The sequence below is a fragment of the Paractinoplanes tereljensis genome, from assembly GCF_016862435.1.
Taxonomy (GTDB): domain Bacteria; phylum Actinomycetota; class Actinomycetes; order Mycobacteriales; family Micromonosporaceae; genus Actinoplanes; species Actinoplanes tereljensis.
Window position 1 is genome coordinate 256,315 of the sequence record NZ_BOMY01000022.1, and the last position, 25,313, is coordinate 281,627.

A 25,313-nucleotide genomic window follows, 5' to 3' on the forward strand; every position below is an offset into this window, starting at 1 on the left:
CACAGTGAAGCGTCTACGAACCGCCGCGGCGGCCATCGCGATGATCGGTCTCGCCTCGTGCACCAGTGATCCGCCCGCGTCGACCGTGCCCCGGCTGGCGACAAGCGCCAGCGCCGGGCCGCAAGCGCAGGCCGGGAACGACGACAATCCGAACGCCGTCGCCGGGGACAGCAGCGCCGGGCGCCGGGCCGCACTGCACGCCGCCGCGCAGTGCATCCGGGAGCACGGCGTATCCGCCTACCAGGACCCGGTGCTGACCGCGGACGGCTACGTCTACACCGACGACGTCGCCTTCCGCCCGATCGAGGGGCCGCAACTGGACGCGATCCAGACGGCCTGCCACGACCTCATCCGGGCCGCCAACTTCGCGATCCGCGACCAGGGGCCGCCCCCGCCGAAGCTGATTCAGGCCGGGGTCAAATCGGCCGCTTGCATGCGCGCGAACGGCCTGCCCAACTTCAAGGACCCCACCGTCGACAGCCACTTCTCGGCCGGCAAAGGGTTCGGCCTGGATCCCACCACGCTGCCGCCCGGCGGCAAGCAGAACCCGATCCTGCAGCGCGCCGTGGACGCCTGCCGGACCCTGCTGGACGAGGAGGCGGCCGTGTCGAGCCTCGGGAATCTCGGCAATGCGTAGGCGGGCCGTGCTGAGCGGGGCCGCGTTCGTGGCGGCCGCGGGCGCCGGGGCCGGCTGGTGGCTGCGCGACGATCCGGTGCCGCCGGCCTCCACCGGGGTGCCGACCGGAACCGCGACGGTGACCCGCACCGACCTGTCCGCGACCACGATCATCCCCGGCACCCTCGGCTACCCGGGCACGTTCGACGTCTACTGGCTGGGCTCCCCCGGCATCGTGACCTGGCTGCCCCGGCCCGGCCAGATCATCGGCCGCGGGCAGCCGGTGCTGGCCGTCGACAACCGGCCGGTACGGCTGCTGTACGGCGACCGCCCGGCCTGGCGGACCCTCTCCCTCGGCATCACCGCCGGGCCGGACGTGCGGGCCCTGGAGACCAACCTCGTCGCCCTGGGCCACGCGACCGCCGCGAACCTCACCGTCGACGGACGCTTCACCCGGGCCACCTATGCGGCCGTACGGCGTTGGCAGCACTCGACCCACCAGCCGGTCACGGGGCGGCTGGACCTCGGGGTCGTCACGTTCCAGCCCGGCCGGCTGCGGGTCGCCGACACCGCCGTCAAGGTCGGCGGGCACGCGTCCGGCGACGCACTGGTGTCCGGCACGTCCACGACGGTCGCGGTGACCCTGGCCATCCCGGTCACCGACGCCCACCTCGTCCATCTGCACGACGGCGTCACGGTCAACCTGCCCGGCGGTACGACCGTGCCGGGCCGGGTCACCGCCCTGTCCACGGTGGCGACCGCGCCGACCGAGAACGACCTCGGCCGCGGTAACCAGCTGCCCTCGGTGCCGGCGACGGTGACGCTCGGCCGGCCGATCGCCGGCGGCGGCCTCGACCAGGCCCCGGTCGAGGTCCGGGTGGTCACCTCCGCGGTCCACGGCGTCCTCGCCGTGCCGATCACCGCCCTGGTCGCCCTGGCCGGCGGCGGCTACGGCCTGTGGACGGTCGACGGGGGCGACCGCCGGCTGCTCGGGGTCACGCCGGGGTTGTTCGCCGACACCCGGGTCGAGGTCAAGGGCGACGGCCTGCGCGAGGGCGCGACAGTGGAGGTGCCGGCCAAATGACCACCGCAGTGCTGGAACTGTCCGGGGTCGGCAAGACCTACCCCGCACCCTCCACGGTCACCGCGCTCGACGGCATCGACCTGGTCATCGGGGCCGGCGAGACGGTGGCCATCACCGGCGCCTCCGGGGCCGGGAAGTCGACGCTGCTGAGCATCCTCGGCACCCTCGAACGGCCGACCCGCGGCACCGTCCGGATCGCCGGTGCCGACGTCTCGGCCCTGTCCGATCCGGAGCTCTCCGACGTCCGGGCCACCCGGCTCGGCTTCGTCTTCCAGCAGTTCTTCCTCCTGGAACACCTCAGCGTGCTGGACAACGTGGCCACCGGCCTGCTCTACCGGGGCGTGCCGGCCCGGGCCCGGCGGGAACGGGCCGCCGAGGCGCTGTACGAGGTGGGGCTGGCCGACCGGATCGGGCACCGGGCCGGGCAGCTGTCCGGGGGCGAGCGGCAGCGGGTCGCGATCGCCCGGGCGATCGCCGGGCGGCCGGCGGTCCTGCTGGCCGACGAGCCCACCGGCAACCTCGACTCGGCCACCGGCGCCGAGATCACCGCCCTGCTGGCCGGGCTGGCCGACGGCGACACCACGGTCGTCCTGATCACGCACAACGCCGACGTGGCCGCGGCGATGCGGCGCCAGGTGCACCTGAGCGACGGCCGGATCGTCCGCGACACCGGCGGGGAGTCGTGATGGCCCGCCTGCGCCCGGCCGACGCGATCCGGCTGGCCACCGGCGGCCTGCGCGCCCGCCGGGTCCGCTCGGCGCTGTCCGCGCTCGGCATCGCCATCGCCGTGGCTGCCGTCGTGGCGGTGCTCGGCATCGCCCGGTCCACCCAGGCCGATTTGCTCACCCAGCTCGGCGAGCAGGGCAACCTGCTGACCGTCGCCTCGGCCGAATCGGTCAACGGCCGCGGCGTGCCGCTACCACTATCGGCCGAGCCGATGATCGCGCGGATCCCCCCGGTGCGGACGGTCACCGCGGTCGCCACCGTCGAGAACGTGAGCGTACGGCGCAGCCGGGCGATCCCGGCGGTGCAGACCGGCGGCATGAACGTGCTGGCCGCCGAGCCGTCGCTGCCGGCCGCGCTGTCGGTCCAGCCACTGCTCGGCCGGTTCCTGGACGGCACCGCGGAGCACTACCCGGTGACCGTCCTCGGCTTCGAGGCCGCCCGGATCCTCGGGATCGGCTCCCTGGCGGCACCGACCCAGATCCTGCTGGGCGAGCACTGGTTCACGGTGGCCGGGGTACTGGCGCCGGTCGCGGTGGCCCCGGAGATCGACCTGGCCGCGCTGATCACGTTCGGGCAGGCCGGGACGGTGTTCGGGCGCACCGCCGGGCCGAGCCGGATCTATCTGCGGGCCGACCCGGACCAGGTGGCCGCCGTGGCCGCGGTGCTCACCGCCACCACCGTGCCGGACGGAGCGGGCGACGTACAGGTACGCCGGCCGTCCGACCTGCTGGTGGCCCGGATCGCGGCCAAGGGCGCGTTCGTCGGCCTGTTCCTCGGGCTGGGCGGGGTCGCGCTGCTGATCGCCGGGGTCGGCATCGCCAACATCATGGTGATCTCGGTCCTGGAACGACGCGGCGAGATCGGCCTGCGCCGGGCGCTGGGTGCCCGCCGCCGGCACGTCGCCGCCCAGTTCCTGCTGGAATCGACGCTGCTCGCCACGATCGGCGGGGTGCTCGGCATCGGCCTCGGCGTGCTGGCGACGGCGGTCGCGGCCCGGCTCGGCGGCAACCCGGTGGCGATACCGCCGGTCGCCCTGGCCGCCGGTCTCGGCGCCGCGCTGCTGGCCGGCGCGCTCGCCGGGCTTTACCCGGCGATCCGGGCGGCCCGGCTGTCCCCGGTGGAGGCATTGCGGTCAGTGGGATAGACAGGGGCGCGGCGGTCGGCCACGTACGCGATGAACGTGGCCAGCGCGGCGATGACCGCCGACGCGGCGATGTCGCCCGGGTAGTGGACGCCGGCCCACACCCGGGCGAGCCAGTCGACCGGCGCCCAGCGCCCGGCAAGATCGTTGATCAGTTGAAACAGCTGGTAGTTCACCCGCACACCCTGGCGAAGCGCCGGTAAGAATTCGCTGAACAGGTAATGACAGGGCCTCTCAGACCTCGCCACCGGCGGCCTAGCGTTGGTCGCGGAGAGAGATGAGGTGTGGCCATGGCCATCAGTGAGACGGCCCGCAAGAACCACGACGAGCTGTTCCCGGGGCACGTGTCGACCCTCGCGGTCACCGATCCGGAGCTCATCGAGTACTTCGACAACTTCGCGTTCGACGAGGTGCTGCAGCACGGCGACCTCGAGCCGCGCACCCGGCTGATGGTGCAGCTGGCCGCTCTGATCGGCGGCCAGGCCCTGCGGGAGTACCGGGTGATGCTGGGCGCCGCTCTCACCGCCGGCGTCACTCCGGTCGAGGTCAAGGAGATCGTCTACCAGGCCGTGCCGTACGCGGGCATGGGTAAGGTCTTTGATTTTCTGCATGCCACCAACGAGGTGCTGACCGAGCGTGGGGTCGCGTTGCCGCTGCCGGGGCAGTCGACCACCACGCCCGAGACCCGGTACGAGAAGGGCCTCGCGGTGCAGAAGGAGATCGTCGGGGCCGAGCGGATCGACGCGATGTACGCCGATGCGCCGGCCGACGAGCAGCACATCCAGCGGCTGCTGTCGGCCAACTGCTTCGGCGACCACTACACCCGGACCGGTCTTGACCTGCGCACCCGGGAGCTGCTCACGCTGTCTCTGCTGATCGCGCTGGGCGGCGCCGATCCGCAGGTCAGGGGGCACGTCGCGGCCAACCTCAACGTCGGCAACGACCGGGGCACCCTGCTCGCCGTGATCACCCAGCTGCTGCCGTTCGTCGGTTACCCGCGCACCCTCAACGCCCTGCGCGCCCTCGACGAGATCATCCCCGCCGAATGACTCTACTCAGGTCTATAAAGATAGTACTTGCGATCTTTATAGACCTGAGCTATCAATGAGGCATGGCAACCGTGACGATCACTTTCAACCCTGACCTCGAGGGGGACATCGAGGAAGCTCGTTCCATTCTGGACCGGCTGAGCGAAGGCCGCGCCGACAATCCCACCGACCCCGAGGTTCTGCGCGAGAAGATCATCGCGCTGCTGCGGGGTTACGGCGAGAAGCGCACGGACTACATCCGGCAGGTCGCCCAGGCCGCACCGGGCAGCGCCGCGTTCGCCGACATCATCGCCATCATCGGCTCGGCCAAGGCGATCGGCGGCACGCACTCGGCGATCGAGCGGGCCTGGCGGGCCAAGGGCATGACCACCACGTTCATCTCGACCGACGCCAACGGCGATGCGAGCATGGACCCGGCCCTGGCCGACATCGTGCTCAACGTCCTGCACGACCGGGTCGACGAGCCCGACCCGCTGCCCAGCGCCAGGTTCTGACCAGAGTTCCCGGCGCCGGTCAGCAAGGTCACCTCAGGCGCCGGCCTCCTCGGCCAGCGCTCCGCAACACGTTTCGATGATCATGCCGGCGACCAGGTAGGGATCCATGTTGGCGTTCGGACGACGGTCCTCGAGCCAGCCCTTCTTGGCCTTCTCGACGGCCCACGGAATGCGCACCGAGGCGCCGCGGTCGGACGCTCCCCAGCTGAAGCTGTCCCACTTCGCCGTCTCGTGCGCACCGGTCAGCCGGTCCTTGATCCCGGCACCGTAGTTCTCCACGTGGGCCAGCGCGTTGCGCCCGAGCGCCTCACACGCCGTGACGATGGCGTCGTAGCCCTGCATCGTGGCCTTCGTGGAGAAGTTGGTGTGCGCGCCGGCGCCGTTCCAGTCCCCCGGCATCGGCTTCGCGTCGAACGACACGACCACGCCGAAGTCCTCGGCGATGCGATGCAGCAGCCACCGGGCCACCCACATCTGGTCGCCGATCATCGGCGCCGGCAGCACGCCGATCTGGAACTCCCACTGCCCCATCATGACCTCGGCGTTGGTGCCCTCGATGGACAGTCCGGCCTTGAGGCAGGCGATCGTGTGCGCCTCGATGATCTCCCGGCCGACCATCTTCTCGCCGCCGACACCGCAGTAGTAGGGACCCTGCGGCGCCGGGAAGCCGGTCTCCGGCCAGCCCAGCGGCCGGCCGTGCTGGAAGAACGTGTACTCCTGCTCGATGCCGAACATCGGCTCCTGATCGGCGTACTTCTCCGCCGCCGCCACGCAGGCCGCCCGGGTGTTGGTCGGGTGCGGGGTGAAGTCGGTCAGCTCGACGTCGCAGAGGACGAGGATGTCCTTCTCCCCGCGCAGCGGGTCCGGGCAGGTGAAGACCGGGCGCAGCACACAGTCCGAGTTGGCGCCGGGCGCCTGGTTGGTGCTCGATCCGTCGAAACCCCAGATCTCCGGTTCCTTGCCGTCCGCCACGATGCGGGTCTTGTTCCTGAGAAGCGGCGACGGCTTGGTGCCATCGATCCATATATATTCGGCTTGATATGGCATTCCACATCTCCTTCGCCGGGCGCGGGTCAAGCGCGCTGTCAATCCCCCGATGGCGAGGCAAACGTTTCAGGATTCGCGGTCACCACACGTTGCGGTGATATGACGGACCGGTAAACGGCTCACCGTGCCATCCCGTGCTCGGCGAGCGGGCCGACGGCCAGGCCACGGGCCCGGCAGGTGGTCAGGATCGGCGGTAGCGCGCCGAGCATGGCGAGCCAGCACTTCGGTGCCGCCGAGACGTCGCTGTCGTGCAGCAGAATGGTGCCGCCGCCGTCGAGCTTGCGCAGCACACTGCGGTAGACCGAGTCGGGGGTGCAGGTCGCGGTCCAGTCCCGGCCCCACGTGGTCCACAGCACCGGGCGCAGCCGAAGCCGGCGGGACTCCAGCAGGGCGGCGGTGTTGGCCACTCCGTACGGCGGCCGCCACCAGGCCGGGCGGGTGCCGGTGACGGCGGTGATCGCGGCGGTGGCCCGGTCCAGATCCTCCCGGGTGGCGGCCGGGCCGCGCTTGGTGAGCAGCCGGTGGTCGTACCCGTGCACGCCGATCTCGTGGCCGGCGTCGGCGATCGCCCGGGCCACCTCGGGTAGTTCCTCGGTCATCCGGCCGAGCAGGAAGAACGTCGCCCGCACCCCGGCCCGGTCGAGCAGGTCGAGCAGTTCGGGGGTGGCGTCGGCGTGCGGGCCGTCGTCGAAGGTGAGCGCCACGTGCCGGGGGTGGCCGAGGCCGGCCAGGCCGGGCAGCAGGCGGCGGCGCAGCGGGCCGATCGCGGCCACCGCGGGGAACGGCTGGGTGAGAACCGAGACGGGGTTCACCGGGTCATCGCCCGGATCAGCTCGGCCGCCGAGGGGGCCGCGGTTCGGGTCGGCGGGGCGGTGCGCAGCGCCGCGTGTACGACGTCACCCAGCTCGCCCGCCGTGCGTGGCCACGGCACCTGGCCGAGCCGTTCGAGGACCGCCGCGTTGGCCTCGCCGTGGCCGGGCAGACACCGGTAGCTGATCACCGGCACCCCGCTGGCCAGGGCTTCCACGCAGGTCAGGCCGCCGGCGTTCTGCACCACCAGGTCGGCGGCGCGCAGCAGGGACGGCATGTCGTCGACCCAGCCGAGCGCGATCGCCTTTCCGGTCGCGGCCAGCCGCTCACGCAGCGCGGTGTTACGGCCGCACACCACCACCGGGATCGCCTCGGTCACCGCGGCCAGGTCCCGGACCGTGGTCTCGATGTCGCCGACGCCCCAGGAACCGGCCACCACCAGGGCCAGCCGGGCGTCCGGTGGCAGGCCGTGCCGCTGCCGGGCGGCCCGCACCCCGGCCGGGCCGCGCCCCGGGTGGAAGCGCGGGTCGACGACCGGCGCGTTGGTGGTGACCGGGAGGCCGAAGTCGTCGCGGACCCGGGCGGTGGCGTCCTCGTTCGGGCTCAGGTGCAGGTCGATGCCGGGGGCCACACAGAGCGGGTGCACCGACGGGTCGGTCAGCACCGCGATCGCCGGTGCCCGCAGCCGACCGGACAGCCGCAGTCGGCCGAGCGCCTGGGTGGCCAGTGGATAGGTGGAGACCACGGCGGCCGGGGACGGGCCGGTCGCGGCGAGCAGGCGGCGCTGGGCGGCCCGGGTGGACAGCCAGGCGGCGCCGCGGGTCGCGCCGGGGCGGGCCATCGTGTCGAGCAGCCGGCCCCAGCTGCCGGGTGCGTGTGCGAGCTGGTAGGCGTACGCCTGCTTGATGGTTTGGCCCCAACCGGTAGGCAGCAGGTCGAGATAGTCAAGTCGCCGGACGGCGACGCCGGCCGCCTCCAGGCGGCGGCCTATCTCCCCGGCGGCGCCGTCGTGACCTGCGCCGATGCTTGCCGAAACAACCACGATCTCCATGACCGCAGAGGGTGGGGACCGCGGGCTGAGGAAACCCTGAAGGAGGCCGCCTTTCAACGAATCTTCAGCGTCGGAGACCTACCTTTCCGACCATGAGCGTTCTTGACCCGCAGCACCTGATCTCGACGTTCGGCCTGCTCGGCATCCTGGCCATCGTCTTCGCCGAGTCCGGCCTGCTGATCGGCTTCTTCCTGCCCGGCGACTCGCTGCTGTTCACCGCCGGTCTGCTGGTGGCCGGCGGCACCCTGCTGCACGTGCCGCTGTGGCTGCTGTGCCTGCTGGGAGCGATCGCCGCGATCGCCGGCGACCAGGTCGGGTACGCGTTCGGCCGCCGGTTCGGCCCGGCGCTGTTCCGCCGGCCCGACTCGCGGCTGTTCAAGCAGGAGAACCTGACCCGGGCGCAGGGGTTCTTCGAGCGGTACGGCGCGCGGTCGATCGTGCTGGCCCGGTTCGTGCCGGTGGTGCGGACGTTCACCCCGATCGTGGCCGGGGCGTCCGGCATGCATTACCGCACCTTCGTCCGCTACAACGCCCTCGGCGGCGTGCTCTGGGTCGGCGGCGTCACCACGCTCGGTTACTTCCTCGGGCAGATCGCCTTCGTCCGCGACCACATCGAGCTGATCCTGATCGGCATCGTGGTCATCTCGGTTCTTCCGATCGCGGTGGAGTTTCTCCGGGCGCGTCGCCGGGTGCCCTTGTCCTGAAGAGCAGCGCTATTCCCGGCACCAGGACCAAGACGAAAAACCAGGCGCCGAGTACGTCGGTCGGCCAGTGCACGACGAGCGCGACCCGGCTCAGGCCGACTGCGAACGCCCAGGCCCCGGCGCCGACGGCCAGCACCACCCGGCTCCACCGCTGCTTCAGCAGGGGCCAGCAGACCAGGACGAGAACCAGCGCGAACGCGGCGGAGGCGGTGCTGTGCCCGGACGGGAACGAATAGCTCGAGGCTGCGGCCAGCCGGTCGGCCGGGCGTGGCCGCGCTACCGCGATGAGTACGAGCAGGCGCGCGGTGTGGGTCACCGTCAACGCGACGGCGGCGAACACGGCCGGCCGCCAGCGCCCGAACGCCAGCAGGATCAGGCAGCCGACCGCGGCCAGCGGGCCCAGGACTACGGTGCTGCCGGTGGCGGTGACGGCCAGCATGGTGGCCCGCCAGAGCGGATGGGCGAGCGCCACGGTGTGCGCCGCCCCGCTGATCCAGCCGTCGAAGCTGAGCAGCGGGCCGACCCGGCCGACCACGATCGCGGTGAGCAGCGCGAAGGCCACGGCGGCGCCACCGACCAGCCGCGGCAGAGGAACGATCATCGCCCGAGCCTAGCTCCTACACCTTGTAGGTGCTTGGGTGTCGACGTCCGTTCACGCTCCCGGCCGGGGCTACGCTGGCCCGGGAGGTCTGCCACGGTGAGAGCGAAGGAAGGCCGGCGCCCACCCGGGAGCCTGGAGGCCGCGGTGATGGGCGTGCTGTGGGCGGCCGACGCCCCGATGACGGCCACCGAGGTGCAGCAGGAGGTCGGCGGGGAGCTGGCCTACAACACGGTGCAGACCATCCTGTTCCGGCTGCACGACAAGGGTGCCGTCGAGCGCGGCCGAGCCGGGCGCGGCCACGCCTACTGGCCGGCCAAGGACGCCGCCGCGCAGGCCGCGTCGCAGATGCAGGCAGCCCTGGCCGATCGGGCCGACCGGCAGGCGGTGCTCCAGCTGTTCGCCGCTTCCCTCGACGATGCCGACGCCGCGTTGCTGCGCCGGCTGCTCGCCGACGGCGAGCGGCCGCCGCAACCATGACCCTCACCGTCTACCTGCCGCTGCTCCTGGCGCTACCCCTCGCTCTCGGCGCCCGGCGGATCGCCGCGCGCGGCGCCCCCGGTCCGGCCGCCTGGGCGCTCACCGTCGCCGCGTCGGTGGCCGCGATCTGCTCGACCTGGTCGCTGACCATGCTGGCACTGACCATGCTCGACGACGTGCCGCCGCTGGCCACTCTGGACAATCACCCCTCGCTCGAACTGCCGGAACCGGTGCCCGGACCGATCGCGCTGGTCGCCGGCCTACTGCTGCTCGGTGGCGGGGTGCGGCTGGTCCGCGACGTGACCCGCCGGATCACCACCAACCGCCGGCTGCGGGCCATCGGCGACCCCGCGCACGAGATGGTCGTCGCCGACTGGTCCACCCCGATGGCGGTCGCCGTCCCCGGCACCGCCCGGCGCCCCGGCCACCTGCTGGTCACCACCGGCATCCTCCGGCTGCTGAACAGCGGCGAGCGCCAGGTCGTACTCGCTCACGAGCGGGCCCATCTCGCCCACCGGCACCACCGGCTCACCGCGGTCGCGGCCGCCGCGGCCGCGGTGAATCCCCTGCTGATCCCGGTGCGCCGGCAGGTCGAGTTCCTGGTCGAGCGCTGGGCCGACGAGGACGCCGCGGCCGACGTCGGCGATCGCGGGCTGACCGCCCGCGCCGTGGCCCGGGCCGCCCTCGCGTCCGCCAGCGGCGGCGTCGCCCTGGGCATCGACGGCGGCGTGGCCGTGCAGCGGGTGCGCGCGCTGGCCCAGCCCACGCCGGCGCCGCTGCTGCGCCGCCTGATCGGCCCGGTCCTGCTCAGCGCGGCCATCCTGGCGGTCGCCGCGGCGGCCACCGGGTCGTTCGTCCAGCTAGCGCGCGCCTGGCTGTAAACAGCCGGCGGTCAGCCGTGCCGGGTGAGGATCTCGGCGCCGTCGTCGGTGATCGCGATGGTGTGCTCGCTGTGCGCGGTGCGGCAGCCGGTCGCGCTGCGCAGGGTCCAGCCGTCGGCGTCGGTGACCAGCTTGTCGGTGTCCGCCATGATCCACGGCTCGAGCGCCAGCAGCAGTCCGGGACGCAGCTTGTAGCCGCGGCCGGGCCGGCCGGTGTTGGAGATGTGCGGGTCCTGGTGCATCGTCGAGCCGACGCCGTGGCCGCCGAACTCGGTGTTGACCGTGTAACCGGCCGCGCTCAGCACCGAGCCGATCGCGTGCGAGAGGTCGCCGATGCGGGCGCCCGGGCCGGCCGCGGCGATCCCGGCGACCAGGGCCCGCTCGGTCGCGTCGATGAGCGCCAGGCTCTCGGCGGGCTGAGTGTCGCCGACGACGAAGCTGATGGCCGAGTCGGCGACGACGCCGCCGAGCGAGACCGCGAGGTCGAGGGAGAGCAGGTCACCATCGGCCAGGGTGTAGTCGAACGGCAGCCCGTGCAGCACGGCGTCGTTGACCGACGTGCAGATGTAGTGGCCGAACGGGCCGCGGCCGAAGGAGGGGGCGTAGTCGACGTAACACGACAGCGCCCCGGCCTCGATGATCATCTCCTGGGCCCACCGGTCGATCTCCAGCAGGTTGACGCCGACCGCGCTGCGGCCCTTGAGGGCCTGCAGGATGCCGGCGACCAGGGCGCCGGTGGCCCGCGCGCGCGGCAGTTCGGTGGGGTCGAGGAACTCGATCATGCAGGCGCCTTACTCGTGCAACCAATAAGTATCCCGGCCATATTATCCCGGTACTAGAATCGGGACCATGGTCAGGTTGCCGCTCAGTCCCGCCGAGGTCGAACGCGGGCAACGCCTCGGTGCCCTCCTGCGCCGCGCGAGGGGCGAACGATCGATGCTCCGCACCGCGCTGGAGGCCGGAGTCTCGCCGGAGACCCTCCGGAAGATCGAGTCCGGTCGCGTCGCCACCCCCGCCTTTCCGACGATAGCCGCGATCGCCGACGTTCTCGGCCTCTCGCTCGACGCGGTGTGGTCGGAGATCAACCGGTCGGACCACGAAGCCCTCGCCTCGTAACGCCGGTCAGCCGATCCCGGGCGACCAGTTCGACCGTCACCGCGATCGCGATCGCCTCCACCGCCAGCAGCGCCACCAGCACCAACAGCTGGGTGGCGCCGGCCTGGACGGCTGACCCGCCGCCCAGCAGCACCCCGACGAACGCCCCGGGCAGCGTGACCAGGCCGACCGTACGGGTCTGATCCAGAGCCGGCACCAAGGCCTGGCCGGCGGTCGGGCGGCACACCTCGAGCGCGGCGTCGCGCGGCAGGAAACCCAGGGCCAGCGCCGCCTCGTACTCGCCGTGCCGGTTGCGCAGTTCGTCGAGGGCCCGGCGGCCGGCCAGCGAGGTCGCGGTCATCGCCCCGCCGATCAGGATGCCGGCGATCGGCAGCACCGCGACCTCGGTCAGCGGCACCGTGCCGGCCCCGATCACCACCAGGGCGGCGGGCACGGCACCGGCCGCGATCGGCAGGATCGCGAACCGGACCAGCCGCCAGGAGCCGAGCCGGCGGGCCGAGGTGGCCGCCGCGACAAGCAGCATCAGCGTGACGAAGGCCGCGGTGGCCCACCACGACCGGAGGACGGCCGCGATCAGCAGCGACACGACGGCCAGCTGCGCCACCGCCCGCACCGACGCCGAGACGACCGCCCGGCTCACCCCCAACTGCCCGGCCAGCGCCGCCGCCACCGCGAGCAGCACCAGCGCCGCCAGCACGACCGCCAGTACCGGCCCGACCGTGATCGCCGCCTGGGACACCTCGCCAACTCCTTACGAATCTCTTATTCGCGCACCGTCACCGCACTTAGGAACCGGCCGCAGGCTGTAGTCACCCCCGAGATTCGCACACCGGAAGGAAATAGATCATGACCGAGCCCACCCCGAACACCCCCGACACCGCGACCGCGACCCGGCTGCGGCGCCGCCGCATCGGCGGGGTGCCGGCGCTGGTGGTCGCCGGCACCCTCCTGCTCGGCGGGCTGATCGGTGGCGGCGCGGGCGCCGCGGCGGCGTTCGCCCTGGCCGATCACGGCGACGGCGGCCACTCCGCCGACCGCGACGGCTCCGCGCGGGACGGCTCCGAGCGTGGCGACGGCCGCGGTGGCCGCGGCCACCGTGGCGGCTCGGACCGCGACAACGGAACCACTCCGGCGCCGAGCAGCTCCGGCGCCTCAGCCACCCCGTCGGCGTCCGCGTCCTGATCGGCTCCCGTCTAGTGCGGCAGCGGCTCGGTGCGCAGGCGCGGCACGGCGACCAGCGCGCCGGCCGCGCCGGCCAGCAGCGCGGCGATCACGAACGGATGCTCGACGAGCTGGTCGGCCGGCCCGTTGAGGGGGTTCGCCGGGATCAGCGTGGTGCGTTCGGCGAACCAGGCGCCGGCCAGCATGATCCCGGTCCCGGCCAGTCCGAGCCGGATCCCCGGATAGGCCCGGGTGCGGCTCAGGACCAGCAGCGACGGCATCACCAGGGCGACCACGATCAGCTGGGTGAGCTCGATCCCGAGGTTGAAGCCGAGCAGGTTGGTGACCAGGGAGCCGCGGGTGAGGCCGAGGTCGTTGATCAGGGCGGCGAAGGCGAAGCCGTGCAGGAGGCCGAACCCGGCAGCGATCCAGGTCTCGCCGCCGGGGACCAGCGGCCGGACCGCGTGGACGGCGGATACCAGTACGGACAGGGCGATCGCCGCCTCGACCGGGCGGGTCGGGACCGACAGGTAGCCGAGGGCGGCCAGCGCCAGGGTGATCGAGTGGCCGACCGCGAACGCCGACACCACGTGCACCACGCGCAACCCCTGCCGGCGCAGGTCACCGCCGCGGACCCAGCGCCCGCGGCGGGCCAGCAGGGGCGCCGGGAGCAGCAGCATGATCAGGAACAGCAGGTGGTCGGCGCCCTGACCGATGTGCCGGACGCCGAGGCGCACCGCGGCCAGGAAGCCGGACCCGGTGCTCGCCGGTCGGGCGGTCGGCACGGTGACCGTGTGCGTCCGCCAGTCCAGGATCCCGATGGTGGTGTAGTCGCCGTGACCGGCCGGGCGTGCGGCCACGAACACCTGGTGCGACACGATTTTGTGCAGGATCCCGTCGTACGTCAGCTGGAGATCTTGGGTGTTGCCCGTCAGGGTGAGGTCGAAGACCAGATGGTCGACGTTGTCGACCTTGGCCACCCGGCCGCCGGTCAGGTCGACGGCCCAGGTGCCGGCCGAGGTGTGGGCGAGCACGTAACGGCGCAGCTCGGCGAGCTTGGCCGGCTGTACGACGGTGGTCGCGGTCAGCGGTTCGTCGAGGGCGACCTCGAGACGGTCGATCGGCAGCTCGACCAGCCCGGTCACTCGGCTCGGGCCGGTGTCGAGCAGAATCGCGGTGGTGCTCATCGGGTGCGCCGCGGCCGGGGAACCCGGAAACAGGGCGAGCAGCACGCACGCGATCACGACCGCGATCCTCATGACGGGTTGGTGCTGCCGTAGTCGTTGGTCTTGTCCCGGTAGACCGAGTGGTAGTGGATGTTCGGGGTGCTGCGGCTGCGGGTGTTGATGAACTCGATCCACACGCTCGGCCCGTCGATGCGCAGATAGCTGCTCTCGTCCTCCGGCCCGGTGTTGTTGGCCCAGGCGATCTTGGTGGAGTCGAGTTCGGACTCGTACTTGGCCAGCAGCTTGGCCGCGGCGTCGTCGGCCAGATCGTCGACGTACGGCGTGATCGCGGCCAGCACCAGCTTCTTCTGCGCGGCGGTCACGGTGAGCCCTTCGGACGCCGGGAACACGCCGTCGTCGTGGGTCGGGCCCATCATCAGGTCGTCATAGGTGCCGGAGCTCAGCTTCGCGGACGCCTTCTCGCTGTCGGACAGCGACGCGAACAGGGCGAACATCGCGGTCGACTCGTCCTTGACCGGCGCGACGGTCTGGCCGCCGGTGGTGAACGAGGTCGGTTCCGAGCCGACGAACTGCGGGGTCTCGCTGACCTTCGTCCCGTTGTAGGTGAGGTTGCGGGCCAGGTGGTGCCCGCCGAACTGGAGCATGAACGGGTCGGTGGCGGACGGCGTGCCGTACACCGCGACGTAGTAGTCGACCAGGTTGCCGAATCCGTCCGCGCCGTCCCCGCCGAGGCTGTTGAGGTAGTCGTCGGCCTTCTGGATGTTCAGCACCTGCTGGTAGCCGGCCGTACTGAGCGCCACCTTCATCATCGCCAGGGCGGCCGCCCGCTGGGCCGCGCTGAGGTCCTTGAGCGCGACGCCCTTGCGGGCCACCGTCGAGGCCGGATAGTTCGACCAGGTCTGCCGGGACTGGTTGTCGGTGAAGGCCAGGTTGATCTTCGTCTTCAGGGTGTCGTCCAGGGTGGCCAGGAACGCCTGCGTGGCGGTCACCTCGGCCCGCCGCGTCGTAAAGAATGCTTACTCCACATGCCTCGGCGAAACAGCCGGACGGCGATTCTTACTCCTTTCTTAGAGTGCTCCGCGAATATTGCTGGGAAATTCATATTCTCCGGAAAGGCGATTCACAGACTAATGTTCGTCCAGGCCATGGTGATCACATTTGCCGCGACCGTGGTAAGTTGCCCTCCGACGTGACACCGACCGAGGAGGTGAGACCCATGAACGCTGCTTCTGGGTGCTCCCCCTTGCCGTCACGGTCGGGCGACTGACGTAACCGTCGCCGGGAGCGCCTCGCCAATCAGGCACTCCCGAAAGGTAATACCCATCGTGTTCGATGTGATCATCGCCGGGTGCGGGCCGACCGGCGCGATGCTGGCCGCCGAACTGCGGCTGCATGGCGTACAGGTTCTCGTTCTGGAAAAGGAAACCGAGCCCGCGTCCTTCGTACGCATCGTCGGTCTGCATATTCGCACCATCGAGCTGATGGCGATGCGCGGGCTCCTGGAACGCATTCGCGCCCACGCCCGGCAGCGTCCGGCCGCCGGCTTTTTCGCCGCCATCAACAAACCCCAACCCCAAGGCCTCGATTCGGCGTACGCCTACCTGCTCGGAATCCCGCACCCGGTCATCGTGCGCCTGCTCGAGGAACACGCCATCGAGCTGGGCGCCCAGGTCCGGCACGGTGGCGTGCTCATCGGTCTCGAGCAGGACCAAGAGGGTGTCACCGTCGAACTGGCCGGCGGGGAACGGCTGCGCTCGCGCTATCTGGTCGGCTGCGACGGCGGGCGCAGCAGCGTGCGCAAACTGCTCGGCGTCGGTTTCCCCGGCGAGCCCGCCCGGACCGAGACGCTGATGGGCGAGATGGAAATGGCGGTGCCGCCGGAAGAGGTCGCCGAGCCGCTCCGGATCCGGCCGGTCGGCGTCGGGCTCTACAGCGTTGTCGTTCCCGCCGCCGGGGTCAGCGACCGCGCGGAACCGCCCACCCTCGAGGATTTCCAGGAACGGTTGCGGGCCATTGCCGGAACCGATTTCGGCGTGCATTCCCCGCGCTGGTTGTCCCGCTTCGGCGACGCCACCCGGCTGGCCGAGCGCTACCGGGTCGGCCGGGTGCTACTGGCCGGCGACGCCGCACACATCCACCCGCCCACCGGCGGGCAGGGCCTCAACCTGGGCGTGCAGGACGCGTTCAACCTGGGCTGGAAACTGGCCGCGCAGATCCAGGGCTGGGCACCGGATGCGTTGCTCGACACCTACCAGACCGAACGACAGCCGGTCGCCGCCGAGGTGCTGGACAACACCCGCGCCCAAGTGGAACTGTCGTCCACCGATCCGGGCCCGCAGGCCGTACGCCGGCTGCTTTCCGATTTGATGGATATCAACGAGGTGAACCGCCGCCTGATCGAGAAGATCACCGCGATCGACCTCCGCTACGACTTCGGCGAGGGGCCTGACCTGCTCGGCCGCCGCCTGCCCGACCTCGACGGCCGCCTTTACGACCGGCTGCATCGAGGCCGCGGCCTGCTGCTGGACCGCACCGAACGGCTGACCACCGGCGCCTGGTCCGACCGGGTCGACTACCTGGGAGATCCCACCGCGACCCTGGACGCGCCGTGCGTCCTGCTGCGCCCGGACGGCCACGTGGCCTGGATCGGCACCGACCAGCCCGACCTGAACACCCACCTCACTCGCTGGTTCGGCGCCGGCGGGCTTCGGCCAGGCGCTTGATGTGGGCCGCACGCTGCGTCAACAGCCGCCGCAGGTAGGGAGCGAGCAGTGATCCGAAAGGTGCGCTGACGGTCATCCGGTCCGTCATCGTGGTCCGTCCACCGCCGAGATCCTCGAAGCGGTGTTCGTGCCGCATCGCGCGGAAAGGACCGCTGATCTGCTCGTCGACGAAGCGGTAGGGAGGTTCGTAGGCGGTGATCCGGCTGGTCATCCGCCAGCGAATACCGAAATGTCGGGCGCTGAACGTCACCTCGTCGTCCATGCCCAGCCGGGGACGGCCGGTGCTCGTCGTCGCGGTCTCATCACTGCCGGCCAGGGACTCGGCGTGCACCTGCATGTCGAGTTCCAGGTCGAACACCGTGCTCGGGGCTGCGTCGATGACGGTCACGACCTCGATAAATGCTTCGCTCACGGCAGGCGCAGCCGGGCCTGGACCGGGAGGTGGTCGCTCGGGTACTGGGTTCCGAGGCGGAAGGTGTTCATCAACACGGCCGATGCGGTTACGCCCGGCGAGGTGAGGATCCAGTCGGCCTGGATGCCGCCGGGTACCAGGGCCTGGTAGTTGTGGATCGTCGCGTAGGGCTTGGTGCGTCGCGGGGCGGTGGTCCAGCTGTCCCGGAAGCCGGCCTGGTCGACCAGCAGGTGGTAAACCGCGCTGCTCGACCGGGCCGCGCTGTTGAAGTCACCGGTCAGCACGATCGGCAGCGAGCCGAACGCGGCCAGCCGCTGCCGGATGAGCTGGGCCGCGTGCAGGCGGGCGTTCTCGCTCCGGTTGTCCAGGTGGGTGTTGACGGCGTAGAAGTGCCGGCCGGTCTCCCGGTCGGCGAACAGCACCCAGGTGACCATGCGGGTCGCGAACGAACCCCAGCTTTTGGATCCCGGCACCGTCGGGGTCTCGGAGAGCCAGAAGTTCCCGGACTCCTGCGGGAGCAGCCGAGCCGTCTTGAAGAAGATCGCCATGTGCTCGCCGCTGTCGCCGCCGTTGCGCCCCAACCCGATGTAGTCGTAGCCGGAACCCAGATCCGCCTTGATGTCGGCCAGCTGAGCGGACAGCCCTTCCTGGGTGCCGATCAGGTCCGGCCGTTCGGTGGTCAGCAGGGCGCGGGTGACCGGGCGGCGCTGGGCCCACGAATGGGGTGGGCTGTCGCTGGCGTACCGAAGGTTGAAGGTCATGACGTCCAGGTCGCCGGCCGCAGCCGGCCCGGCCAGGGCGTCCATCGCCGAGGCTTCCCTGGCGGCCTCCGACGGGACCACCGCGGGGGGTGCGGGAGCGGGCTGCGCTGGTTTCTCCGGGCTGGGGCGCCGCCATCCGGTCTCTTGTGTACAGAGGACGGTGAGCGCAACGAGAATCACCGACCGCGCGACGAGAGCAAGCTTGCGGCGAGTCGGCACGCCCCGACGATAGCCGTCCGACCTCAGCGGACGCTGAGTAGTTGCATCGTCAGCCGCGTTCCCGGCCGGGCAGTGACCCGCCGCGCAGGAATGCGTCGTAGACCTGCCGGACGTCGTCATCGACCTCCGCCTGAACCCGGCTGTAGCGAGTGTCGGCCCGGTCCCGATGCGGTCCCGAGAGCCAATACTCCTCGCCGGTATCCACGTCGTAGAAGTTGGCATCGAAGCCCTGCGACCGCCGGAGCGTCTTTCCCCGCCAGTAGGCGGTCTGCCAGCTCTTGCTGAACCCCACCCGGCTGATCCACGCCGACCCCAGGTCACTGCCAAAGCCCGACTTCAGCTGTACGAACATCACCCGCTCCGCCACAGCGCCCATGATCGCAAGACACCGGCGCGGAACGCCCGCGATTTTCGTCCGATCTGAGCGCGGGCCCGCCACCATAGGTGCCGTGAACAGACGTCGCCGTAAGAAATTGCAGCAGCGCCTGACCGAGGCGGCGGGCTGGGCCGAGGTGAGCCGGCTCGTCGGGCTCTTGCGCGCCCACGCGGATCCCAACCTGCCCGGCCCAGGTGGGAGCACGCCGTTGTATCGCGCGAGCGTCCAGAATCGGGCAAACAACATCCGGGCGTTAGCAGCCGCCGGAGCAGACCCGAACGTGGAAAGCGGCACCGGCGAGGAAGGCCTGCCCCTGTGCGCCGCCGCTTGCTGGGGTCACCTCGACGCGGTCCGGGAGTTGCTGGCGGCCGGCGCCGACCCCAGCCTGCGCGAGGACAACGGGCACGGTCGCACGCCGGCCGAGTGGGCCGAGGCCGGCGGCCATCACCACGCCCTCGAACTACTCACCGCGAACGGAAAGCGCGCAGCCGATCAGAATCGCGCACCGTCAGCGTCCTGAGAGTTACTTCAGCTCCCTCCCTTCTTTGATTGGCCGCGCAACTGAGGTGCCGCCGGGCGGCGAACGGTTGGCCGGCGTGCCTGCCTTGCAAAACGCTAGAAAGGGGGATTGACACTCACCGTCCGCGCGCGAATGGTCGACCTGGACGGCCATTCAGGAGGGGGATAAAGATGATCGGCCACAGATCTTTGCAGGCATTAAATGGTCTTACTAATCGCTGGCTTTCCGGTGCGGTCATGATCTCGCTCATCGCGATGCCGACATCGAGCAGCGCCTCGGTCGACGCGCGTTCCTCCGTCGCTCCGGCGCCTGCCAGCGCCCAGGCCGGCTGGGTTGAACGCCCGCCGTTGCACCTCGCTCGCGGAGGACTGGACGTCGTTGCGGTGGACGGCGGCATCTTTGTGATGGGTGGCTTTGACCCCGCCAAGCCGGCTTTCTTCGATTCGGTCGAAATGCGCCGAACTGGAGGTGTCGGAACCTGGCATGACGTCGCTCCGATGCCGACCGCGCGAACGAATCCCGCCGCTGCGGTTCTCGGCGGCAAGATCTACGTCGCCGGCGGAGTCACGAACGATGACACGGACTCCGACGTCGTCGAGGTCTACGACCCGCGCAGCGGCAGATGGTCGACAAGCACGAGAATGCCGTTCGCCCGGAGCGCCGGCGCGGCCGCCGTACTGGACGGCGTGCTGTACGTCGCCGGAGGCGGCCTGGGCGACGAGACTCTGGCTTCGGTTGTCGCTTACGATCCGGCCGCCCGCCGCTGGCGAACCGTCGCGCCGATGCCGACGGCCAGGTGGGCGTTGCGGCTGGTGGCTTCGAACGGGCACCTCTACGCCATCGGGGGCCGGTCAACGGAGGAGAACTCCCTGGCGACAGTCGAACGCTACGACCCGAAGGCGAATACGTGGACCACTGTCGCGCCGATGCACAACACACGAGCAGTTCCGGGAGTGGTTGCCGTCGACCGGGGAAACGATCACTTCATCGTTGTCGTTGCCGGTTGCCCGGTCGCTAACGGCGTGGTCGGCGATTTCTTCACGACAACCGAGGTCTTCAACGTGAAAACCGGTCGGTGGCGCGTCCTTCCGGCGCAATTGCCGCGCGGCCGGTGCAGCCTGGGCTCCGCCCTCGAAGCCGACGGCTCGGTTCTGGCGATAAGCGGCGGCGTCAAAATCAACGGGGTCATCACCGCGACCCCGGAGGTGGAGGCGCTGCGACTGTAACCCCGCATTCCGGCGACGTCCGAGTCCGGGGGCGCGGAGGGTGGCGCGTATGGTCGGGCGGTGAATCCCGCTGACCTGCAAGGCCTTCGTAGTGGCGACCTTGAGAGTCGTGAAGCACACGTGCACCAGCTGCTTGACCGGGCTCGGGTGGATGGGGACGCTTCGGCCATCTCGGCGTTGCATGTGCTTGTTCGTGACTATCGGGATTTTCATCGGTCGTTGTACTCGAGGGCCATGAACCAAGCTGCCGTCTTCGCCGACGCCGGGCTGCAGGAACCGCTGCTGGCCGCGCTCGGCGACACCCGGTACAACTGCCAGGCCTGGGCCGTCAAAGGGTGCGCGGCCATGGATATCCGGGCCGCGGTGCCGCAACTTCTCACGCTGCTCGATCACCCGCAGTGGATCGTCCGGGACGAGACCGTCACCGCGCTCGGTCTCCTCGGCGACGCCTCGGTGGTGCCCGCGCTGGCGCCACTGCTCGGGGACCAGGCCGACTGGCTGCGGCAGCGGACCGCCGACGCCCTGGCCCGGATCGGTGGCGACGCCGCGCTGGAGGCGCTCTGGTCCGAGTTCGAGCATCGGCGGTTCCCGCGGATCGGTTATCTCGCCAGCACGCTTGCCCTGTTCACGCCGGAGGTTCTCCCCCGGCTGCTGGCCGCGGCCGACAGCCCGGATCCGGACCAGCGGTACTGGGCCGCCGTCGCGCTCGGCTCGACCGGCGATGACCAGGCGGTGCCGACGCTGGAGCGGCTGATGGCCGGCGACCGCGGCGTGACCGTGTTCGACGGGGAAGTTCGCACGGCGGCCAAGAAAGCGCTGCGCACGCTGCGCCGCATCCAGGCCGCCATCACCGAACGAGAAACGACAAAGGCCGGCTGAGCCACCAGCCGAGCAGGCGCGCGATCCAGCTCTCCCGGGCGGCGGCGGCCTGGCGGGACATCCGGGCGTACGGGGTGAGGGCCTCCCAGCCATGTGTTCCGCCTGGCCAGACGTGCAGTTCGGCCGGACCGAGAGGGACAGGTCGCCGGGCAGGGTGAAGTCGCGGCGTTCGACGTCGAAGCCGCTCAGGTCCTCGGTGAAGGATGCGACCGCGTGGTCGTCGCCGACGTCCAGCCCAACCGCCTGGCGAAGGCGCTCGAGCTGGGCGCCGACGCGGTCATCGACTCCAGCACCGAGGACGTCCGGGCCCGCCTGGTCGAACTGCACGGCGCGGCCACCGACGCGTTCGGCCGCCCCGGCCTGCCGGGCACCGACATCTACCTCGACGCGGCCGGTGTCCCGGCGGTGGCGAAGACCGTGTTCGCCGGCCCGAAGCAGGGCGCGGTCTTCGGCATCGTCGGCATCTACCACCAGCCGGTCGAGGTCGACTTCCAGATGCTGATCCCGTCGGAGCTCACCATCGTGCACTCGATGGGCCACCCCACCGAGATGGTCGACGTCGCCCACGACATTGCCGAGAACCGACAAGTACGCGCTGATCGTGAGCGACGTCGTCCCGTTCGCCGACGTCGCCGACGCGATCGACCTGGCCGGCAAGCCCGGCGCCACCGACAAGGTGGTGGTGGTCTTCTAGCTGAGGTTGGCGATCAGCAGGCCCAGGCACATCTCGTCGCTGGTGCCGTCGCCCCAGACCACGTAGCGCGGTGGGAGCTCGCGCAGCTGGGGCAGCAGCCGGCGCAGGGTGGCGTCGTGGGTGCAGGTCACCCGCACGGTGTCGCCGGGCTGGAGCTGCACCGGGGTGGGCAGCGGCTGGAACTTCTGGTCGTCGAAGTTGAACTGCTGGACGTCGAGCAGGGTCTGCGCCTTGGCGGTACCGGGATTGACCTCGACCTTGATCGATCGGCCGAGCAGGTGCATGTGGCCCATCGCGGCGTACACCGTGATGGGTTGCGGCACCGGGATGTCGCAGTGCTGGGTGTTGCCGGGCACCGGCGTGCCGCCGCTGCAGTCGCTCACCAGGCGCTGCTCGGCCCGCCCGACGCCGGGGCCGAAGCGGGCGGCCACGTCGGCGATCGCGGCGTCGCGGTCGCACAGCGGGCCGGATTCGCCGCTCGCGCACGGAAGTTCGGTCGGCGCCTCCAGCGGCAACGTCTGCAGCGGCTTGGTGGCCGCGGTGCCATCCGTCAGCCGCAGCCGGACGCCGGACTGATCCGATCCGCCGCCGGCCAGCATGTTGTAGTGGATCTGCAGGACGATCAGGCTGCCCGCCCCGAGCGGGAAGCCGACGTCCTGCTGCAGGACGGTCTCGGGCCCGTTCGGGGTCCAGGTGCCGACCCACGCCGACGGGTGGGTGTCGTCCACGCTGCCGTCACCGAAGCAGGTCCAGCCCTCGCCCGGCGAGTCGGCGTCCGCCCGGTGGGCGGCGGCCGCGGCCTCCGGCGGCACCGCGAAGACGATGGCGTGGTGCACGATCGGCACGTTCTGCGGCTCGAACTGGGTGCCGGTAAGGAACTCCGGCTTGCTCAGCTTCGGATCGACGAGCAGGCACCGGTACTCGTCGGTGCCGCCGTTGGGCGCGGACGGCGTGTACGCCTGCGGCATGGCGAGATCGACGAACCGCTCCCCGGCCCGCAGCGGCTGCGGCGGCGCGGGCGAGCCGCCGCCGTGACCGGCGTGGGTAGGTGCCGGCTCGGACGGGGTCGACGAGCAGGCGGCTATCGCCAGCACGCTCACCAGCAAGATCCACAATGGACGCTTCATGATGGCCTCCGGTTCTGGGTCATTCGCTGCGTGCGGTCTCTGGTCCGGTGATGCGTTCCAGCAACGGCAGAGTGAGGGCGATGACGGCGAGACAGGCCGTGAGCCCGGCGACGATGACAGCGTAGAACTCCGGGCCGGGCGGCTCGAGCGTGTAACCCATCTGCGCCTTGAGGAAGAGCTGGGCGGAGAGCAGGCCCATCCCGACCGCGATCACCGCCACCGTGAGCATCGGTGCGGCGCTCTCCAGCGCGACCACGCGGCGCAGCACCCGGATCGAGGCGCCGCTCAGCCGGAGCAGGCTGAACGGGCGCTTGCGTTCGGTGAGACCGCCGATCACGCTGACCGCGAGGCTGCAGCCCGCGATGGCGAGGCTGGCGATGATGACGACATCGGCGAGCTGCTGCCAGCCGCGCAGGGTGTTGGCGAACTCCGACTCGAAGTCGCCGGGCACGTTCGGAGCCACGAAATAGGCCGAGTAGGCCAGCTCCAGGATGGTGCGCGCCCGCTCGATCGCGGCGGCCGAGCCGTCGGTGAGCACGACGACCGACTCGACCGGCAGTTGCGGCAGGGCGTCGGCGGAGACCGGGGCGGCCGGCCAGATCCGCGCGGCGTCGGCCGATTGGCGCCACGGGATGAAGTTGCTGGACACCGCGGCGACGGTGGTCCCGGCCGCGCACCGGCCGTACGCCGGTGGGATGTCGGCGCAGGCGACGACGGGATCGCCGTACTCGACCGGGTTCTTACGCAGGATGGTCGTGGACCGCACGCCCGGGGTCGGGCGAAGGCCGGCCACCGACGGCGGCCCGTCGTTGAGATAGGTGGACAGCGTGGCGGCATCGGTCGAGCCGGCCGGTGCGGTTCCCCGGTTCGCGACGATGGTGGTGATCACGCCGGTCGCCACGCTGGTGATGAACAGCGCGAGCATGATGCCGCTGATCGCCCGGAAGCCGGCCTTGGGATTGTCGGCCAGGCGCCGCGCGGCGATGAGCGTGGCCGGCCGGGTGGACCGCCGCGCCATGAACCGGGCGCCGGCCATGGTCAGCACCGGGCCGGCCACCAGCAGACCGGTCATCACCAGCAGAATCCCGGGCAGGAACACCGCCATCTGGCCGTCCGAGGTCTCGGGCATCGGGCCGACCAGGAAGAACGCCAGCTCGGCCAGGCCCAGCGGGAGCGGAAGCAAGCGGTACCACCGTGGCGGGCGCGGGGTGACCCGCCGGGTGACGCCGAGCGGGGAGACCCGGACGCGGTTCAGCGAGACCGCCGCCGCCACCGCCGCGCCGGCCGGCACGCCCAGGGCGACGGCCAGAATGTTGAGCGCGCTCAGCGACATGTCGCCGGGGAAGAACGGATCGCCGGTGAAGGGCACGGCGGCGAGCGAGCCCCGGAACGCGAAGAACAGCAGGAAGCCGAGGGCGGTTCCGGCGAGGGCGGCGGCGGCCGCCTCGATCGCCGCGATCATCGAGATCTGCCGGGGGGTGGCGCCGACCAGCCGCATCGCCGCGAATCGCTGTTCCCGGCGGGCGGCGCTGAGCCGGGTCGCGGTGCCGATGAAGATCAGCACGGGAAAGAGCAGCCCGGCGACGATCACGCTCATGATCAGGTCGATGACGGTCGCCGGGATCGCCGGGGTGTTGTCGCCGGTGCTGGTGAGCTGCTGGGCCCGCGGCAGCTTGCCGACCTGGTCGGGGGTGCCGCCGACGATGATCAGCAATGAGTTCGGTGCGGTCAGCGCCGCGTCGCCGATGGTGCCCAGATCACGACCGGGATAGCGGGCCCCGAGCTGATCGGGCTCGGTGGCGGCCAGCAGCCGCTGCATGGCCGGGGAGGCGTAGTACTCCCCCGGGCCGGGGGTCTTCGGGATGCCGATCGGGATGGGCGAGTCGGCTCCGGTGGCGGCGACGTCGGCCCGCAGGATCTGCCGGCCGTGGAAGTAGTCCTCGCGCACGGTCCACCACAGCGGAGCCGCGTCACTGCCACCGGACGACGGCTCCGGATAGAGCGACGCGTACCGGGTGAGCTGCGCGTTGACGGCGTTGACCCCGGCGAACGTGGCGAGCAGCAGCCCGGCCCCCACGGCCACCGCGGCAGCGATGACGATCAGCCGGGTGAGTGCCTCACGCCCGCCGGCCACGGCGAGTCTCAGTCCAAATGCGAGCATGCTCGCACCATACACCGAGGGTATACCCCGAGTATATAGACCGCCTGAGATTTCAAAAGCAGTTAGGCTA

29 protein-coding genes and 1 pseudogene are annotated in these 25,313 nt (G+C 71.1%); 16 read left to right on the plus strand and 14 right to left on the minus strand.

Annotation, left to right across the window (positions count from 1 at the left end; genetic code table 11):
- The first annotated feature begins 4 nt into the window (after window positions 1–4).
- From Ate02nite_RS16395 to Ate02nite_RS16410, 4 genes are read left to right on the plus strand one after another with little or no spacing between them, the layout of a single operon-like run.
- Entirely contained in the window at window positions 5–637 is a 633-nt protein-coding gene (locus Ate02nite_RS16395; protein WP_203806273.1) for a hypothetical protein, read from the plus strand.
- Entirely contained in the window at window positions 630–1,700 is a 1,071-nt protein-coding gene (locus Ate02nite_RS16400) for a peptidoglycan-binding protein (protein ID WP_203806275.1), read from the plus strand. The genes Ate02nite_RS16395 and Ate02nite_RS16400 overlap by 8 nt, the downstream gene beginning before the upstream one ends.
- Entirely contained in the window at window positions 1,697–2,386 is a 690-nt protein-coding gene (locus tag Ate02nite_RS16405; RefSeq protein ID WP_203806277.1) for an ABC transporter ATP-binding protein, read from the plus strand. Before Ate02nite_RS16400 ends, Ate02nite_RS16405 begins: the two co-directional genes overlap by 4 nt.
- On the plus strand, window positions 2,386–3,570 hold the full coding sequence (locus Ate02nite_RS16410) for an ABC transporter permease (protein WP_203806278.1): 1,185 nt from the start codon (window positions 2,386–2,388) through the stop codon (window positions 3,568–3,570). Before Ate02nite_RS16405 ends, Ate02nite_RS16410 begins: the two co-directional genes overlap by 1 nt.
- On the opposite strand, the gene Ate02nite_RS16415 is transcribed toward Ate02nite_RS16410, so the two are convergent.
- Complete coding sequence (locus Ate02nite_RS16415) at window positions 3,510–3,743, minus strand: phosphatase PAP2 family protein (RefSeq protein ID WP_203806279.1); 234 nt, start codon at window positions 3,741–3,743, stop codon at window positions 3,510–3,512. The genes Ate02nite_RS16410 and Ate02nite_RS16415 overlap by 61 nt on opposite strands.
- 114 nt (window positions 3,744–3,857) lie before the next feature.
- On the opposite strand from Ate02nite_RS16415, the gene Ate02nite_RS16420 reads away from it, so the two are divergent.
- Both Ate02nite_RS16420 and Ate02nite_RS16425 read left to right on the plus strand, forming a co-directional pair.
- On the plus strand, window positions 3,858–4,616 hold the full coding sequence (locus Ate02nite_RS16420) for a carboxymuconolactone decarboxylase family protein (RefSeq protein WP_203806280.1): 759 nt from the start codon (window positions 3,858–3,860) through the stop codon (window positions 4,614–4,616).
- A 62-nt stretch (window positions 4,617–4,678) separates the two neighbouring features.
- A complete protein-coding gene (locus Ate02nite_RS16425) occupies window positions 4,679–5,110 on the plus strand; it encodes a hypothetical protein (protein ID WP_203806281.1) in 432 nt (143 codons plus the stop codon).
- 33 nt (window positions 5,111–5,143) lie between these two features.
- Here the strand turns inward: Ate02nite_RS16425 and glnII are convergent, their stop codons facing one another.
- From glnII to Ate02nite_RS16440, 3 genes are all read right to left on the minus strand, one after another.
- Window positions 5,144–6,157, minus strand: a complete 1,014-nt coding sequence (gene glnII, locus Ate02nite_RS16430) for a glutamine synthetase GlnII (protein WP_203806283.1) — start codon at window positions 6,155–6,157, stop codon at window positions 5,144–5,146.
- A 119-nt stretch (window positions 6,158–6,276) separates the two neighbouring features.
- Window positions 6,277–6,969: a polysaccharide deacetylase family protein gene (locus tag Ate02nite_RS16435; protein WP_203806285.1), complete on the minus strand. Its 693-nt coding sequence runs from the start codon at window positions 6,967–6,969 to the stop codon at window positions 6,277–6,279.
- Window positions 6,966–8,018 carry a glycosyltransferase gene (locus Ate02nite_RS16440; protein WP_203806287.1) on the minus strand — a complete coding sequence of 351 codons (1,053 nt, stop codon included), beginning with the start codon at window positions 8,016–8,018 and terminating at the stop codon, window positions 6,966–6,968. The genes Ate02nite_RS16435 and Ate02nite_RS16440 overlap by 4 nt, the downstream gene beginning before the upstream one ends.
- A gap of 92 nt (window positions 8,019–8,110) precedes the next feature.
- Here Ate02nite_RS16440 and Ate02nite_RS16445 point away from each other — a divergent pair, with 92 nt between their 5' ends.
- A complete protein-coding gene (locus tag Ate02nite_RS16445) occupies window positions 8,111–8,722 on the plus strand; it encodes a DedA family protein (RefSeq protein WP_203806288.1) in 612 nt (203 codons plus the stop codon).
- Here the strand turns inward: Ate02nite_RS16445 and Ate02nite_RS16450 are convergent.
- Window positions 8,658–9,323: a phosphatase PAP2 family protein gene (locus Ate02nite_RS16450; protein WP_203806290.1), complete on the minus strand. Its 666-nt coding sequence runs from the start codon at window positions 9,321–9,323 to the stop codon at window positions 8,658–8,660. The genes Ate02nite_RS16445 and Ate02nite_RS16450 overlap by 65 nt on opposite strands.
- Window positions 9,324–9,419: 96 nt before the next feature.
- Between Ate02nite_RS16450 and Ate02nite_RS16455 the strand changes: the two genes are divergently transcribed.
- Window positions 9,420–9,800, plus strand: coding sequence for a BlaI/MecI/CopY family transcriptional regulator (locus tag Ate02nite_RS16455; RefSeq protein WP_239147451.1), 381 nt, complete (start codon window positions 9,420–9,422; stop codon window positions 9,798–9,800).
- Window positions 9,797–10,681 carry a M56 family metallopeptidase gene (locus Ate02nite_RS16460; RefSeq protein ID WP_203806292.1) on the plus strand — a complete coding sequence of 295 codons (885 nt, stop codon included), beginning with the start codon at window positions 9,797–9,799 and terminating at the stop codon, window positions 10,679–10,681. Before Ate02nite_RS16455 ends, Ate02nite_RS16460 begins: the two co-directional genes overlap by 4 nt.
- 11 nt (window positions 10,682–10,692) lie before the next feature.
- Here the strand turns inward: Ate02nite_RS16460 and map are convergent, their stop codons facing one another.
- The gene (map, locus tag Ate02nite_RS16465) at window positions 10,693–11,463 is read right to left on the minus strand and encodes a type I methionyl aminopeptidase (RefSeq protein WP_203806294.1); all 771 of its coding nucleotides are present in this window, start codon (window positions 11,461–11,463) and stop codon (window positions 10,693–10,695) included.
- 67 nt (window positions 11,464–11,530) lie between these two features.
- Here map and Ate02nite_RS16470 point away from each other — a divergent pair, with 67 nt between their 5' ends.
- Window positions 11,531–11,797, plus strand: coding sequence for a helix-turn-helix transcriptional regulator (locus Ate02nite_RS16470; protein ID WP_203806296.1), 267 nt, complete (start codon window positions 11,531–11,533; stop codon window positions 11,795–11,797).
- Here Ate02nite_RS16470 and Ate02nite_RS16475 read toward each other — a convergent pair.
- Window positions 11,763–12,536: an ABC transporter permease gene (locus Ate02nite_RS16475; RefSeq protein WP_239147452.1), complete on the minus strand. Its 774-nt coding sequence runs from the start codon at window positions 12,534–12,536 to the stop codon at window positions 11,763–11,765. The genes Ate02nite_RS16470 and Ate02nite_RS16475 overlap by 35 nt on opposite strands.
- 107 nt (window positions 12,537–12,643) lie before the next feature.
- On the opposite strand from Ate02nite_RS16475, the gene Ate02nite_RS16480 reads away from it, so the two are divergent.
- Window positions 12,644–12,979 carry a hypothetical protein gene (locus Ate02nite_RS16480; protein ID WP_203806298.1) on the plus strand — a complete coding sequence of 112 codons (336 nt, stop codon included), beginning with the start codon at window positions 12,644–12,646 and terminating at the stop codon, window positions 12,977–12,979.
- Between the two features lie 11 nt (window positions 12,980–12,990).
- Here the strand turns inward: Ate02nite_RS16480 and Ate02nite_RS16485 are convergent, their stop codons facing one another.
- Both Ate02nite_RS16485 and Ate02nite_RS16490 read right to left on the minus strand, forming a co-directional pair.
- The gene (locus Ate02nite_RS16485; RefSeq protein ID WP_203806300.1) at window positions 12,991–14,217 is read right to left on the minus strand and encodes a HupE/UreJ family protein; all 1,227 of its coding nucleotides are present in this window, start codon (window positions 14,215–14,217) and stop codon (window positions 12,991–12,993) included.
- Entirely contained in the window at window positions 14,214–15,134 is a 921-nt protein-coding gene (locus Ate02nite_RS16490) for a DUF3500 domain-containing protein (RefSeq protein ID WP_203806302.1), read from the minus strand. The genes Ate02nite_RS16485 and Ate02nite_RS16490 overlap by 4 nt, the downstream gene beginning before the upstream one ends.
- 336 nt (window positions 15,135–15,470) lie before the next feature.
- Between Ate02nite_RS16490 and Ate02nite_RS16495 the strand changes: the two genes are divergently transcribed.
- Window positions 15,471–16,868: an FAD-dependent monooxygenase gene (locus Ate02nite_RS16495; protein WP_203806304.1), complete on the plus strand. Its 1,398-nt coding sequence runs from the start codon at window positions 15,471–15,473 to the stop codon at window positions 16,866–16,868.
- On the opposite strand, the gene Ate02nite_RS16500 is transcribed toward Ate02nite_RS16495, so the two are convergent.
- The 3 genes from Ate02nite_RS16500 to Ate02nite_RS16510 are packed head-to-tail and all read right to left on the minus strand — an operon-like array spanning window position 16,825 to window position 18,636.
- A complete protein-coding gene (locus Ate02nite_RS16500; RefSeq protein ID WP_239147453.1) occupies window positions 16,825–17,280 on the minus strand; it encodes an SRPBCC family protein in 456 nt (151 codons plus the stop codon). The genes Ate02nite_RS16495 and Ate02nite_RS16500 overlap by 44 nt on opposite strands.
- The gene (locus tag Ate02nite_RS16505) at window positions 17,277–18,260 is read right to left on the minus strand and encodes an endonuclease/exonuclease/phosphatase family protein (RefSeq protein ID WP_239147454.1); all 984 of its coding nucleotides are present in this window, start codon (window positions 18,258–18,260) and stop codon (window positions 17,277–17,279) included. The genes Ate02nite_RS16500 and Ate02nite_RS16505 overlap by 4 nt, the downstream gene beginning before the upstream one ends.
- 49 nt (window positions 18,261–18,309) lie before the next feature.
- Window positions 18,310–18,636, minus strand: coding sequence for a hypothetical protein (locus Ate02nite_RS16510; RefSeq protein ID WP_203806305.1), 327 nt, complete (start codon window positions 18,634–18,636; stop codon window positions 18,310–18,312).
- Window positions 18,637–18,709: 73 nt separating this feature from the next.
- Here Ate02nite_RS16510 and Ate02nite_RS16515 point away from each other — a divergent pair, with 73 nt between their 5' ends.
- The 4 genes and pseudogenes from Ate02nite_RS16515 to Ate02nite_RS49825 form a co-directional block, all read left to right on the plus strand.
- Window positions 18,710–19,156: an ankyrin repeat domain-containing protein gene (locus Ate02nite_RS16515; protein WP_239147455.1), complete on the plus strand. Its 447-nt coding sequence runs from the start codon at window positions 18,710–18,712 to the stop codon at window positions 19,154–19,156.
- Window positions 19,157–19,392: 236 nt separating this feature from the next.
- Entirely contained in the window at window positions 19,393–20,382 is a 990-nt protein-coding gene (locus Ate02nite_RS16520) for a Kelch repeat-containing protein (RefSeq protein WP_203806309.1), read from the plus strand.
- 234 nt (window positions 20,383–20,616) lie between these two features.
- Complete coding sequence (locus Ate02nite_RS16525; protein WP_203806311.1) at window positions 20,617–21,261, plus strand: HEAT repeat domain-containing protein; 645 nt, start codon at window positions 20,617–20,619, stop codon at window positions 21,259–21,261.
- A 213-nt stretch (window positions 21,262–21,474) separates the two neighbouring features.
- Window positions 21,475–21,792: pseudogene (locus tag Ate02nite_RS49825) on the plus strand (zinc-binding dehydrogenase); the annotation flags it as partial.
- A 159-nt stretch (window positions 21,793–21,951) separates the two neighbouring features.
- Here the strand turns inward: Ate02nite_RS49825 and Ate02nite_RS16535 are convergent.
- On the minus strand, window positions 21,952–23,082 hold the full coding sequence (locus Ate02nite_RS16535) for a monooxygenase (protein WP_203806313.1): 1,131 nt from the start codon (window positions 23,080–23,082) through the stop codon (window positions 21,952–21,954).
- Between the two features lie 19 nt (window positions 23,083–23,101).
- Window positions 23,102–25,243 (minus strand): ABC transporter permease, encoded by a 2,142-nt coding sequence (locus tag Ate02nite_RS16540; protein ID WP_203806315.1) that lies wholly within the window; start codon window positions 25,241–25,243, stop codon window positions 23,102–23,104.
- Window positions 25,244–25,313 lie beyond the last annotated feature (70 nt).